At 71.3% G+C, this 12,558-nt stretch carries 12 protein-coding genes; 4 read left to right on the plus strand and 8 right to left on the minus strand.

Features of this window, described 5'->3' with window-relative positions:
* Positions 1 to 2: 2 nt before the first annotated feature.
* Both ACIBNA_RS15590 and ACIBNA_RS15595 read right to left on the minus strand, forming a co-directional pair.
* Positions 3 to 710 carry a maleylpyruvate isomerase family mycothiol-dependent enzyme gene (locus ACIBNA_RS15590; protein WP_399165742.1) on the minus strand — a complete coding sequence of 236 codons (708 nt, stop codon included), beginning with the start codon at positions 708 to 710 and terminating at the stop codon, positions 3 to 5.
* An 11-nt stretch (positions 711 to 721) separates the two neighbouring features.
* Complete coding sequence (locus ACIBNA_RS15595; RefSeq protein ID WP_399165743.1) at positions 722 to 1,231, minus strand: GNAT family N-acetyltransferase; 510 nt, start codon at positions 1,229 to 1,231, stop codon at positions 722 to 724.
* 327 nt (positions 1,232 to 1,558) lie between these two features.
* Here ACIBNA_RS15595 and ACIBNA_RS15600 point away from each other — a divergent pair, with 327 nt between their 5' ends.
* Entirely contained in the window at positions 1,559 to 2,035 is a 477-nt protein-coding gene (locus ACIBNA_RS15600) for a DUF2000 domain-containing protein (RefSeq protein WP_399165744.1), read from the plus strand.
* A 182-nt stretch (positions 2,036 to 2,217) separates the two neighbouring features.
* Positions 2,218 to 3,156: a hypothetical protein gene (locus tag ACIBNA_RS15605; protein WP_399165745.1), complete on the plus strand. Its 939-nt coding sequence runs from the start codon at positions 2,218 to 2,220 to the stop codon at positions 3,154 to 3,156.
* Positions 3,157 to 3,532: 376 nt separating this feature from the next.
* Here ACIBNA_RS15605 and ACIBNA_RS15610 read toward each other — a convergent pair whose 3' ends face one another.
* The gene (locus tag ACIBNA_RS15610; RefSeq protein WP_399165746.1) at positions 3,533 to 4,852 is read right to left on the minus strand and encodes an MFS transporter; all 1,320 of its coding nucleotides are present in this window, start codon (positions 4,850 to 4,852) and stop codon (positions 3,533 to 3,535) included.
* Between the two features lie 71 nt (positions 4,853 to 4,923).
* On the opposite strand from ACIBNA_RS15610, the gene ACIBNA_RS15615 reads away from it, so the two are divergent.
* Positions 4,924 to 6,003 (plus strand): GlxA family transcriptional regulator, encoded by a 1,080-nt coding sequence (locus tag ACIBNA_RS15615; protein ID WP_399165747.1) that lies wholly within the window; start codon positions 4,924 to 4,926, stop codon positions 6,001 to 6,003.
* Here the strand turns inward: ACIBNA_RS15615 and ACIBNA_RS15620 are convergent.
* The 3 genes from ACIBNA_RS15620 to ACIBNA_RS15630 all read right to left on the minus strand — a co-directional run bounded on the left by ACIBNA_RS15620 (position 5,993) and on the right by ACIBNA_RS15630 (position 9,212).
* Entirely contained in the window at positions 5,993 to 7,042 is a 1,050-nt protein-coding gene (locus tag ACIBNA_RS15620; RefSeq protein ID WP_399165748.1) for a Zn-dependent alcohol dehydrogenase, read from the minus strand. The two genes, ACIBNA_RS15615 and ACIBNA_RS15620, sit on opposite strands and share 11 nt — an antisense overlap.
* A complete protein-coding gene (locus tag ACIBNA_RS15625) occupies positions 7,042 to 8,190 on the minus strand; it encodes an acyl-CoA dehydrogenase family protein (protein WP_399165749.1) in 1,149 nt (382 codons plus the stop codon). The genes ACIBNA_RS15620 and ACIBNA_RS15625 overlap by 1 nt, the downstream gene beginning before the upstream one ends.
* A gap of 107 nt (positions 8,191 to 8,297) precedes the next feature.
* Entirely contained in the window at positions 8,298 to 9,212 is a 915-nt protein-coding gene (locus ACIBNA_RS15630) for an SDR family NAD(P)-dependent oxidoreductase (protein ID WP_399165750.1), read from the minus strand.
* A gap of 106 nt (positions 9,213 to 9,318) precedes the next feature.
* On the opposite strand from ACIBNA_RS15630, the gene ACIBNA_RS15635 reads away from it, so the two are divergent.
* Positions 9,319 to 10,245, plus strand: coding sequence for a cyclase family protein (locus ACIBNA_RS15635; RefSeq protein ID WP_399165751.1), 927 nt, complete (start codon positions 9,319 to 9,321; stop codon positions 10,243 to 10,245).
* 506 nt (positions 10,246 to 10,751) lie between these two features.
* Here the strand turns inward: ACIBNA_RS15635 and ACIBNA_RS15640 are convergent.
* Both ACIBNA_RS15640 and ACIBNA_RS15645 read right to left on the minus strand, forming a co-directional pair.
* The gene (locus ACIBNA_RS15640; protein WP_399165875.1) at positions 10,752 to 11,231 is read right to left on the minus strand and encodes an ATP-binding protein; all 480 of its coding nucleotides are present in this window, start codon (positions 11,229 to 11,231) and stop codon (positions 10,752 to 10,754) included.
* Positions 11,232 to 11,674: 443 nt separating this feature from the next.
* Positions 11,675 to 12,556, minus strand: a complete 882-nt coding sequence (locus tag ACIBNA_RS15645) for an acyl-CoA dehydrogenase family protein (protein WP_399165752.1) — start codon at positions 12,554 to 12,556, stop codon at positions 11,675 to 11,677.
* Positions 12,557 to 12,558 lie beyond the last annotated feature (2 nt).

Below are 12,558 nucleotides of genomic sequence, written 5' to 3' on the forward strand. Positions count from 1 at the left end.
CGTCAGCCGCGGTCCAGGCGCTGTGGGGGGGGCGGCCAGGGCCCGAGCGCAGGCAGCTCCTTCGCCGCCACCGGCGGCACCACGGGCGTACGTCCGGCCAGCCAGGCCGCCAGGTCGCGCACGCCTGCGGTGACCACCGTGCCCGGCGGCCCGTCGCCGACGGACCACTGGCGGCCCACGTCCTCGGCACGGACGCGTGTGCCTGCCGGAAGGCGGCCGAGGAGGAAGTCGACGGCGTGTGCGGCCAGGTCCTCGGGCCAGTCGTCCGGCCGCACGCCGAGCTCCAGATCGACCATGTGGATCCACGCCTCGCGCCAGCGCGCGAAGACGGTGGCGGCAAGGTCCGCATTGCGGAACGTGACCGGACGACTCCAGTCCACGTCGGTGGCGCGTGCCCAGGCTGCCTCCAGCCCAGCCGTGTGCGCGGCGAGCCGCGCGCGATGCTCGGCCGCGCTGCGGCCCGCCGTGGCCTCGATGATCGCGTTGCGCTCGTCCACCCCGCCCTCGTAGCCCGCTACGAGCTCACCGCGCAGTGCGTGTTCCGCGAGACGGGCGAACATTCTCGCGTTGTCGGTGAGATGCGCGAGGACATGGCCGCGTGACCAGCCCGGAAGGGCGGACGCCTCGGCGACCTGCCGGTCGCTCAGCCCGGCCACGAGCCTTTCCAGTGTCCGGTGGGCTTCGATCACAGCTGCGACAGGAGGCTGCATGACCCTCCGTCCTACAGGGCCGGTGTCTGGTTGCGGACTGCCGGGGCCTGGGCGGCGAGTTCCCTGAGTGGTTCACCGCTCAGCCGGCATACCGTCCACTCGTTCAGGAGCTCCACGCCGAGCGACTTGTAGAAGTCGATCGTCGGCTCGTTCCAGGCCAGGACCCACCACTCGAAGCGCTCGAAGCCGCTTTGCCGACAGATCGCGGCCAGGGAGGCGAGCAGAGCCTTGCCGTGTCCTGCGCCTCTGGCGTGCGGCCGTACGTAGAGGTCCTCCAGGTGCATGCCGCGCATGCCGGTCCAGGTCGAGAAGCGGGGGAACCACAGGGCATAGCCCACGGCCTTGCCCGTCTCGTCGTCCTCGGCGATCAGCGCGAACGCAGCGCGATGTTCTCCGAACAGCGCCTCGCGGAGCTGCTCCTCGGTCGCTCGGGCCTGCTCGGCAGCCCGTTCGTATTCGGCGAGTTCGCGGATCATCGCGCGGATCTCCGCGATGTCGTCCACAGTGGCGGCCCGGATCATGCCGGAGATCATCGGTCACCGCACCGAGGCGTGTCCATCCGATTCCGCACGTGGCATGGAGATGCGCAGCTTCCTGGAGCCCGAGCCGCTGGAGTGAGCGAAAGCGGGAAGTGATTTCGTCAGCGGTGTCGAACCAGCAAGTGGCCGCCGAACTCGGCGTCCGGCCGCAGACGGTGGGCAAGTGTCGTCGCCGTTTCCTGGAGTCCCCCTTCGGCAGGTCGGGGTGCAAGAACGTACAAGACCGGCGGGCGAGTCTGGACCAGTCTCTAGATCACCGCCTGAGGCTCCCCTCAGTGACATTCCTTTGAGAGGCCGAAAGAGGTCGCCATGACCGCACTCACTGCCAACCGCGCTTGTGTCGCTGCGACTGAGGTCGACAGCCGCTACAAATTCGTCGTCGCCCTCAAGGGGAAACTTCCCCCCGGGGTGGCGGCGAATGCGGCATCGCACCTGTGCCTGGGTCTGGCTGCCAAGGCAGCCACCGAACAGCCGGAGCTGCTGCGCAAGATGTCGTTCCTTACGTTCTCGGACGCTGATGGCGGAAGCCACGCCCCCATCTCCGGGCTCTCCCTCGTTGTCCTCGAAGGGCGCCCGGCCTGGGTCCGGCGGTTGCGCGATCAGGCCGACGCTTCGGGACTGCTGTACACCGACTTCACCGAAGAGATGACCGGGGATACCTACGCAGAACAGGTCGACCGGATGAAGACCACGCCCGAGCAGGGCCTGGACTACTACGGAATCGCTTTGTTCGGTCAGCGCGATGTGCTGGACCCATTGACCAAGAAGTTCTCCCTGCTGCACTGACCCCAGGACGAACACGGCAACCTCGCTCACTGTTCAGGCTGGGCGAGGTTGCCTCGTGGTTGCCTGGACGAGCCTCTCCGGTAAGGAGGCGCCACCATCGTGATGGGTTTGCCTCAGCAGGCCGGCTGGGGCCGGTCGTCTCATGCCGGTTCGTATGGATGGGAAGGTAAATCGTGCCGATAGTGCGCATCGTCGCGTCGGTGCTGCTGCAAGCTGGGGTATTCGGTTACATCTCTGGGCGGCTGGACGCCACGGCGAGCCTGACGCTTTCCTGTACAGGGTTCGGTGCCGCGGCGGTGCTGTTCAACGCCGCACTGATGGTGCGCCGGGTGCGGCGCGGACCGGCCGCCGCTTCCCCGAAGGCCACGGGCTTGCTCGCGCTGATGAACGTGGTCACAGCGGTAACCTTTCTCGGCTTCTACGCCTCGTTGAGCTGGGTACCTTCCGCGCTCGCCACCGGCATCGAGACGGCAATCGGGCCCGCCGTCCTGGCTCTGCTCGGGCTGGCCGGGTACGGGCGGCGCCCCACCAGGCAGGGCGCGGCGGCCGCTGCCGTATTGGTCCTGCTCGGCCTCGGCATCGCCTGGAGCTTCACCGGCACCGGCGGTGTGCAGCCGTCGGCCGGCACAGCCCTTGGGCTCGCCCTGGTGGCCGGCGCCGGCATCGGGGCTGCGGTACTGGCGCTGATCTCAGCCAAGTTGGGGCAGCGCGGCGTCGATCCCGTGTACGTGACCGCCCACCGCTTTCACCTCACCTACCTGTGCGGCGGGGCACTCCTGTTGGCGGCCGGCGGACCCGGTCTCCAGTGGGGGGCCGAGCCGCTCACGCTGCTCCTGCTAGGCGTACTGGCAGTGACTATCCCGCTGTTCCTGCTGCAGGCCGGGCTGCAGCGCGCCGATCCGATGGTGGCCATGGTGCTGCTGACCACCCTGCCCGGCGCCACGTACCTCGCCGAGACCCTCTTCCACGGCGCGTTCAACGCCACGTCGCTCGCACTGATCTGCTGCCTGATCGCCGTGGCCTCGTGGTACGCCCGGTTGTCCAGGCCGGAAGCAACGGGCGGCAGCAGTCGGGCTGTACGGCGGCGAAATTCAGCAACCACCGCGAGCACCGGCGCCTGAAGCCGGCTTGACCCGCAGGCACCGCAAACCGCACTCCTCACAGCGAGGCTTATGAACGCAGGGCCGCCGACGGTTGCCGGTGGCACGAGCAACAGCAGCGGGTGCTCGTCGCTCACCTGGGTACTTCCCGGGCGCTGAGGCGGCCTTCGTCTCCCCGGCGAGCCGGTAGGCGACATGAAGCCCGTACAACGCGAGAAGCACGCCGAGGAATCGGGTCCACGCGGGCAGGGCGCGACGCTGGTGTGTGTTCCACATGCGCCGCAGACCTGCGACGGCGGAAACGGCACCGAGCGCGGCGATGGCCGTGAACAGCCAGAACAGCACGGGCCGATCACTTGCCGGTGCTTTCTGCGCTCAGGCGACCGAGAACCCGCTCTCAGGCCACGCTCTCCACCCCCACCCCCCGCCGCCGGATCACCAACGCCATCAGCGCCGCCACCGCACACAACGCCCCCGACGCGTACCACATCACGTCGTACGAGCCGAACGTGTCGCGGGCGACGCCGCCGAGGAAGGCGACCAGGGCGGCGCCGACCTGGTGGGAGGCGAGGACCCAGCCGAAGACGATCGCGCTGTCGTCGCCGTACTGCTCGCGGCACAGGGCGAGGGTGGGCGGGACGGTGGCGACCCAGTCGAGGCCGTAGAAGACGATGAAGAAGATCATCGGGGGCTGGACGCTGGGCGTCACCAGCAGCAGGGGGAGGAAGAGGAGGGAGACGCCCCGCAGGGAGTAGTAGACGGCGAGCAGGCGCCGGGCCTCGAAGCGGTCGGTGAACCAGCCGGAGGCGATCGTGCCGACGACGTCGAAGACGCCGATGACCGCGAGCAGCGAGGCGGCGGTCGTCAGGGGCATGCCGTGGTCGTGGGCGGCGGGCACGAAGTGGGTCTGGATCAGGCCGTTGGTCGAGGCGCCGCAGATCGCGAAGGTGCCGGCGAGCAGCCAGAACGGGCCGGTGCGTGCGGCCGAGAACAGGACGGTCACGGCCCGGCGGGCGGCGCCGGGTACCGGTGCGGGCTTCGGTACGAACTCGGTCGCGCCGTACGGCTTCAGGCCCACGTCCGCGGGGTGGTCGCGCAGCAGGAGCCAGACGAACGGGACGACCGCCAGGGCGGCGAGCGCGACCGTCACGGCCGCCGGGCGCCAGTCGTGCCGCTCGACGATCCAGGACAGCAGGGGCAGGAAGATCAGCTGGCCGGAGGCGGACGCGGCGGTGAGGATGCCGCTGACCAGGCCGCGCCGCTCGGTGAACCAGCGGTTGGTGACGGTCGCCGCGAACGCCAGCGCCATGGAGCCGGAGCCGAGGCCGACCAGCAGGCCCCAGCACAGCATCAGTTGCCAGGCCGCCGTCATCCACACCGTGAGGCCCGAACCGAGCGCGATGACCGTCAGGGCGACCGCGACGACCCGGCGGATGCCGAAGCGGTCCATCAGGGCCGCCGCGAACGGCGCCGTCAGACCGTACAGCGCGAGATTGACCGAGACGGCGGCGCCGATCGTGCCGCGCGACCAGTCGAACTCGTCATGCAACGGGTCGATGAGCAGGCCCGGCACGGAACGGAAGGCGGCGGCGCCGATGATCGTCACGAAGGTGACGGCGGCGACGAACCAGGCCCGGTGCACACGCCTGCGGCCGCCGCCTCGGCCGGGCTTCGACGGCTGCTGTCCGACTGCTGCGGCTTCGCTTGTCTGGGTCACGCCATAGAGCTTCCGGCCTGCGCCGAGCTCCATCGAGTGGCCCGGAGGACAGCATTCGCTAGGATCGGGCCATGACATCGGGCCCCGACTCCCCCAGCCCGGACCCGGGCGCCGGCTTCCGTCCCCACCGCGTCGTCGTCCTCGCCCTCGACGGGCTGCTGCCCTTCGAACTGGGCATCCCGCACCGCATCTTCGGCCGCCCCAGGGACGCCCGGGGACGGCACCTGTACGAGGTCGTGACCTGCTCGGTCCGGCCGCCGGGCCCGGTCGAGACGGACGCCGACTTCGCCATCCACGTCGCGCACGGCCCGCAGGCCCTGGCCGACGCCGACACGGTGATCGTCCCGGCGTCGTACGAACTCGGCCCGGTCTACGACGAGGGCGTCCTGACCGACGAACTGGCCGCGGCCCTCGCCCGCCTGCGGCCCGGCACCCGGCTGGCCTCCATCTGCACCGGCGTCTACGTCCTCGCCGCCGCCGGCCTCCTCGACGGCCGCCCCGCCACCACCCACTGGGCCGACGCCGAGCGCCTCCAGCGGCTGTTCCCCAAGGTCGAGGTCGATCCGGACGTGCTGTTCATCGACGACGGCGACGTGCTGACCTCCGCGGGCGTCGCGGCCGGCATCGACCTGTGCCTGCACATGGTGCGCCGCGACCACGGCGCGGCCGTCGCCAACGACGTGGCCCGCCGTACGGTCGTACCGCCGCACCGCGACGGCGGTCAGGCGCAGTACGTCGAGCGGCCGGTGCCCGATCCGCAGCAGGCCTCCACCACCACCGCCCGCGCCTGGGCCCTGGGCCGCCTCCACGGGCCGATCCAGCTGCGCGACATGGCCGCCCAGGAGGCCATGTCGGTCCGCACGTTCACCCGCCGCTTCCGCGAGGAGACCGGCGTCAGCCCCGGCCAGTGGCTCACCCAGCAGCGCGTGGAACGGGCCCGGCACCTGCTGGAGTCCACCGACCGCTCCGTCGACCAGGTGGCCCGCGACGCGGGCTTCGGCACGGCCCAGTCGATGCGCCAGCACCTCCAGGCGGCGCTCGGTGTCACGCCCACCGCCTACCGGCGGACCTTCCGGACGGGAAAGGACCGGAAGGGATCGGAAAGATCGGAACGGGCCGGAAGGGACCGGGCGGCGGCTGTCAGAACGTGAGCACTCCGCGCGCCACCCGCCCCGCCTCCGCGTCCGCCGCCGCCTTCTCGAAGTCCTCGACCGGGTAGGTACGGGTGACGAGTTCGTCGAGCAGCAGCCGGCCCTGGCGGTACAGGTCCGCGTAGAGGGCGATGTCCCGCTGTGGGCGGGAGGAGCCGTAGCGGCAGCCCAGGATGGACTTGTCGAGGTACATCGACGAGACGCGGAAGGACGCCTCGGCCGCGGCCGGCGGCACGCCGAGGAGGATCGCCTGGCCGTGCCGGTCCAGTGCGTCGATCGCCTGGCGGATCAGCTCCACACGGCCGACGCACTCGAAGGCGTGGTCCACGCCCGTGGGCAGGATGTCCCGCACGCCCTCCGCCGAGGTGAGGAAGTCCGTCGCACCAAAGCGGCGTGCCACCTCCTCCTTGGCCGTGTCGGCGTCGACGGCCACGATCCGCAAGGCCCCCGCGAGCCGCGCCCCCTGCACCACGTTCAGGCCGATCCCGCCCGTCCCGATCACCAGGACGCTGTCGCCGCGGTCCACCCGCGCCCGGTTCAGCACGGCGCCCACCCCCGTCAGCACCCCGCACCCGATGAGCGCCGCCGACGCCATGGGGATGTCCTCGGGGATACGGACCGCCTGGACGGCCTTCACGACCGTGCGCTCCGCGAACGCCGAGTTCGCGGCGAACTGGTGCACCGGCACCCCGGCCTGACGGAACGGCCGGCCCGGGCGCCCGATCGCCTGCCGGCACATGGTCGGGCGCCCCCGGTCGCACTCCGCGCACGTACCGCAGTTGGCAAGGGTGGACAGCGCCACATGGTCAGCGGGGGCCACATGTGTAACGCCCTCACCCACAGCCTCCACGACCCCGGCCCCCTCATGGCCCAGCACCACAGGAACCGGGAAGGGTATGGTCCCGTCCACCACCGACAGATCGCTGTGACACAGCCCGGCCGCCGCGATCGCGACCCGCACCTCACCCGGCCCCGGCTCCCGCACCTCAAGATCCGTGACGACCCGGACCTGCTTCCCGTCGAAGATCACGCCTCGCATCACGCGGCTCCCTTGGGCTCCCTGGGCAGGCCGAGCACGCGCTCGGCGATGATCGTGCGCTGGATCTGGTCCGAGCCGCCGTAGACGGTGTCGGCCCGCGAGAAGAGGAAGAGGTGCTGTGCCGCGTCCAGTTCGTACGGCGACGACGCCGACCAGTCCGCCGGACCGACGCTCGCCGCCGCGCCCCGCACCAGCACCGCCAGCTCCCCGAGCCGCTGATGCCAGCCGGCCCACAGCAGCTTCGCCACGCTCGGGGCACCCGCGTCGCCCGAACCGCCCAGTGTGCGCAGGGCGTTCCAGCGCATCGCGCGCAGCTCGGCCCACTGCCGGACGAGCCGTTCCCGTACGACGGGATCCCGCACCGCACCCGACTCCACGGCCGCCCGCACCACGCTGCCCAGTTCCTCGGCGAACCCGATCTGCTGCGCCAGCGTGGACACGCCCCGCTCGAAGCCGAGGAGGCTCATGGCGACGCGCCAGCCGTTGCCCTCACCACCGACGACATGCTCCGCGTGCGCGCCGTCGAAGAAGACCTCGTTGAAGTCGCTGGTGCCCGTCATCTGCCGGATGGGACGGACCTCGATCCGGCCCGGCTGGTCCATGGGGACGAGGAGGAAGGTCAGTCCGTGGTGCCGCTTTGACCCGGGCTCGGTGCGGGCGAGCACGAAGCACCAGTCCGCCTCGTGCGCGAGTGACGTCCAGATCTTCTGCCCGGTGACACGGTAGGTACGGCCGTCCGCCTCGCGCACGGCCGCGGTACGGACACCGGCCAGGTCCGAGCCGGCGCCGGGTTCGCTGTAGCCCTGGCACCAGAGTTCCTCGCCGGCGGCGATCGGGGGCAGGAAGCGGGACTTCTGCTCCTCGGTGCCGTGCGCTATGAGCGTGGGGGCCAGGAGGTTCTCACCGATGTGGCCGGAGCGAGGGGGTGCGGGTGACCGGGCGTACTCCTCGGCCCAGGCGACCTGTTGGGTGAGCGTGGCGGTGCGGTTGCCGTACCCGGAGGCAGACCATCCGAGCCCGATCCATCCGGCTGCGCCGAGGGTGCGTTCCCAGGTGCGGCGGTCCGCAGTACGGCCGACGTGCGAAGCGAGCCAGTCCCGGGCCTCGATACGGAACGTGTCGTCCTTTGGGCTGAAGCCGAAGTCCATCAGGGTTCTCCTCTCGCCGCCGCAGGTGCCAATCCCCAGGGGCGCGGGGAACTGCGCGACCAGCCACGACGAAACCCCGCACCCGCCAAACCGCGCGCACCCCCGAGCTACTGGGCGTTGGGCCGCTCCCCCTCAACTGCCGCCCTCTCCATCTCCCGCACCCGCTCCAGCATCGGCATCGGATCCACCCCCACCGACCCGGGCAGAAACTCCGCGATCCTCTCCACGGTCCAACCGCCGGAGGCATACGCGGCCCGCAGCTCCCTCGGCTGCGCCCACACGGCGATCTTCGCCCCGGCGACCGTGTACACCTGCCCGGTGATCCCCTGCTCCCGCGCCCCGTCGGACAGCAGATACACCACCAGCGCGGCGACATCCTCCGGCTCCCCGATCTCCGCCAGCTCCATCGGCACGCCCGCGGACATCCGCGTACGCGCGACCGGCGCCACGGCGTTCGCGGTCACCCCGTACTTGTGCAAGCCCAGCGCCGCGCTCCGCACGAGCGAGATGATCCCGCCCTTGGCCGCGCTGTAATTGGCCTGCGACACCGACCCCTGATGGTTGCCGCTGGTGAAGCCGATCAGCGTCCCGGCGCGCTGCTTGCGCATCACCGCCGAGGCGGCCCGGAACACCGTGAACGTGCCCTTCAGGTGCGTCGCGACGACCGGGTCCCACTCCTCCTCGGTCATGTTGAACAGCATCCGCTCCCGCAGGATCCCGGCCACACAGACCACCCCGTCGAGCCGCCCGTACGACGACAGCGCCACGTCGACGACCCGCTGCCCGCCCGCCATGGTGGAGATGTCGTCGGCGACGGCGACGGCGTCCCCGCCCGCCGCCTCGATCTCCTTGACCACGGCCTCGGCGACCTCACTGGTCGGCGAGGCGCCGTCGACCGCCACGCCGTAGTCGTTGACGACGACCTTCGCTCCCTCGGCCGCCGCCGCGAGCGCGACCGCCCGGCCGATGCCCCGCCCGGCGCCGGTGACGGCGACGACCTTGCCTGCCAAGAAGTTCCCCACGCCCGGCCCCTTCCCGTCCCACGATTTCTGACGGACCGTTAGATTTTGCAGACCCTCAGATTCTACGACCCGCCAGATACGGGAACACAAGCCCCGGGGAGGACTCATGTCGCTGCCGGACGCGTTCCACGACATCGCCAAGCGCGTGAACAACTGGGGCCGTTGGGGAGCCGCAGACGAGCTCGGCACGCTGAACCTGATCAACGACGAGGTCGTCCGGGAAGCCGCGGCGACGGTCCGCACCGGTCGCCGGGTCCCGCTCGCGCTGCCCCTGCGGCGCGACGGCGTCCAGACGGGGATGATCCCGGGGCGGATCGACCCGCTGCACGTCATGGTGCAGATCAACCAGGAGCTCTTCGGCCCGGGCACCGTCGCGTGCAGCGACGACGCCGTGACCATGGGGCTCCAGGCGGCCACCCACTGGGACGCGCTGCCGCACGTCTCGCACTCGGGCAGGCTCTACAACGGCCACCCGGCGAACTCCATCACCCCGCACGACGGCGCGGAGTTCAGCGGCATCGACAAGGTCCGGCACCTCGTCTCACGCGGGGTGCTGCTCGACGTCGCCCGGGCCCGGGGCACGGACCGGCTCGACGGCGGGTACGCCGTCACGCCCGAGGACCTGGACGCGGCCGAGGAGCTGGCCGGTACGCGCGTGCGGGCCGGCGACGTGGTGCTCGTACGGACCGGACAGGTCCGGCTCTGTCTGGCCGGGGACCGGCACGCGTACGCGTATCCGTCGCCGGGGCTGTCGATCCGGACGCCGGAGTGGTTCCACGCGCGCGATGTCGCGGCGGTCGCCAACGACACCCTCACCTTCGAGGTGTTCCCGCCCGAAGTGGAGGACCTGTGGCTGCCGGTGCACGCCCTCCACCTCGTGGAGATGGGGATGCCGCAGGGCCAGAACTGGAATTTCGAAAAATTGTCCACAGCCTGTGGAGAAACGGGCCGCTACGCGTTCCTGCTGACGGCGACCCCCGAGCCGTTCACGGGAGCGACCGGCTCTCCGGTGGCCCCGGTCGCCGTCCTCTAGGCCGGCGCGACAGGCCGGCGCGACAGGCCGCCACGCCAAGCCATCCGCCAGGCCGCCATCCGGCCGTCTGAAGCTGGATGGCGGCGACGCGCTGCTCGCCCCGAGCACGGCAGCGCGCGCCGCCACCCGACTCCGGCGCTCCCGCCCCGGCTCCCGTGGCCCTGAAACAGGGAGCCGACGCCGAATCACGACTCACACTCGCCGAGGGCCGCCGTCGTCGCAGCCCTCGCCGTCCCCTCACGGCGAATCGCTGCCTCCAAGCGTGATCAAACGGTCACGAGGCGTCAACACCCGTTCGGCGATTTATCGCTTATGCGGCTTTTCCCGTGGGCGCGCACGGAAGCACATCCCGGCGCATCGCCGCATGCCATGACGAAAACGACGGACGCGCCTGCGACCGTGCCCCGGCCTCGCCGCAACACCGCGCGGCATGTGCCGCCGTACACCACACTTCGTCGACCGCGTGCCCGGCAGTCACGGCCGGGGCACCCCGAAGCGCCCCGGCCCTACACGGCCTCGTACGCCAGCCCCTCGAAGGACGCCCCGCCGCCGCACGCCATCGCGCCGCTCCCGCACGCCGCCGTGATCTCAGGGGACTTCGAACACCGGTCCAGTTCGCACCAGATGCGCTTGCCGGTGCTCTCGACGCTCCAGCCCCAGCGGTCGGCGAGGCCGTCGACGAGGGCGAGGCCCCGGCCGCCGGTCGCGTCGTCGTCCGCGCACCGGGGCACGGGGGCCCGGCCACTGCGGTCGGCGACCTCGAGACGGACGGTGGTCTCCTCCGTCACCGCGTGCGGCAGGGACAGCCGCAGCACTGCGGGCCGGCCGGTGTGCACCACGGCGTTGGTGACCAGCTCGGAGACGAGCAGGATCAGGGTCTCGGCGAGCGGCTCGTCGGCCTGTATGCCCGACCCGGCCAGGCGGGAGCGGGCCCACCGCCGGGCCCGCCCCACCTCTGTGGGGTCGGGCCGGATCTCCAGCTGCACTTGAAGCACCTGCACCGCTCACACCATCCGAACCGGCGGACACTTAGGCTCGCGCCTCACGAAGGCCACGATCGTAGCCATTTCCTGCATGGCCAGAACAACGGCCGGGACAAGGATCACGGAACGTGAATCCCTTGTGGGACAGCATGGTTGACGTACAGTCACCCCAACAAGCGCTTCGGGCATATTCCAGCGCGAAGGAGTACCCGTGCGGCATACTGTGCGACGCTCGCTGCGGGGAGTCGAACAGGCGGCGCCATGGGGACGCACTGCGCTCTGAGCCACTCGCATCTCACACAAGGTACCGGAGCGGGCAGTCGACTCCGGGCCGTGACGAGCCCCGCCGAGGACACGAGCCGGTATCAACGCTCCGTGATCGCGGTATGCCACGATCCGCGACATCTTCGCGGGCACGTCCGGTGACACCGCAGCCAGACGGCCTGTCAGGCCGTCCCAGCCGTCAGAGCAGCCGCGAGAGTTTCCTCACTCTGTGTAACTCCCCCCGCACGTTGGGTTCGAACCCATGCGCGTTTCAGATGGAGATGGACCTCGGACTCCCAGGTGAAGCCCATGCCGCCGTGCACCTGGAGACAGTCGCGGGCGCCGCGCACGGCGGCCTCGTCGGCGAGCAGGCGGGCGGCGGCGATGTCGACCGGGTCGCCGGTGACGGCCGCCGCGTACACCGCCGCGCGGGCCGTTTCCGACCGGACCAGCATCCCGGCGCACAGGTGTGCCACCGCCTGGAAGGCCCCTACGGGCCGACCGAACTGCTCGCGCGCCCGGGCGTGTTGCACCGCCAGTTCGCAGACGCGTGCGGCCGTGCCGAGCTGCTCGGCGGCGGTGAGCAGGACGGCGACGGGATCCGGGTCCCCCGCCGCGCCGCCGGGCACGCGGTGCAGCGGCGTCAGCGGGTCGAGGGAGCGCATCGGCACGGCTCCGGCGGCGTCGCCGCGTACGACGTCGGCTTCCGCCAGCCACTCCACGAGCCCGCCGTCCACGGCCGAGACGACCGCCTCTCCGGTGGCGGCACCCGGCACCACACCGGCCGCGAGATGGGTGGCGGCCAACGGCCCGGGCAGCAGCACCCGCCCCGCCTCCTCGAACACCAACACCGCCTCACGCAGCCCGAGTCCCACCCCGCCCTGCGCCTCCGGCAACCGCAGGGCGAAGAACCCGGCCTCCCCCAGCGCCCGCCACAACGCCCTGTCGAGCCGCCCGGGGCTCTCCACAGCCCCTCGCAGCGCCTCCCCGCCGAAGCGCCGCGCCAGCAGCTGCCGCATCCCGTCGCGCAGCGCCCGCTGGTCGTCCGTCAACCGGAAGCGCACGG

It is taken from the genome of Streptomyces sp. NPDC050164 (assembly GCF_044459945.1).
GTDB classification, from domain to species: domain Bacteria; phylum Actinomycetota; class Actinomycetes; order Streptomycetales; family Streptomycetaceae; genus Streptomyces; species Streptomyces coeruleorubidus_A.

What these genes read in the sequence shown, in the direction of transcription:
- ACIBNA_RS15600 (WP_399165744.1), top strand. Translation starts at nt 1,559, where the DNA reads ATGACCGCACTCACTGCCAACCGCGCTTGTGTCGCTGCGACTGAGGTC.
- ACIBNA_RS15635 (WP_399165751.1), top strand. Translation starts at nt 9,319, where the DNA reads ATGTCGCTGCCGGACGCGTTCCACGACATCGCCAAGCGCGTGAACAAC.
- ACIBNA_RS15595 (WP_399165743.1), bottom strand. Translation starts at nt 1,231, where the DNA reads ATGATCCGGGCCGCCACTGTGGACGACATCGCGGAGATCCGCGCGATG.
- ACIBNA_RS15590 (WP_399165742.1), bottom strand. Translation starts at nt 710, where the DNA reads ATGCAGCCTCCTGTCGCAGCTGTGATCGAAGCCCACCGGACACTGGAA.
- ACIBNA_RS15615 (WP_399165747.1), top strand. Translation starts at nt 4,924, where the DNA reads ATGACATCGGGCCCCGACTCCCCCAGCCCGGACCCGGGCGCCGGCTTC.
- ACIBNA_RS15625 (WP_399165749.1), bottom strand. Translation starts at nt 8,190, where the DNA reads ATGGACTTCGGCTTCAGCCCAAAGGACGACACGTTCCGTATCGAGGCC.
- ACIBNA_RS15620 (WP_399165748.1), bottom strand. Translation starts at nt 7,042, where the DNA reads ATGCGAGGCGTGATCTTCGACGGGAAGCAGGTCCGGGTCGTCACGGAT.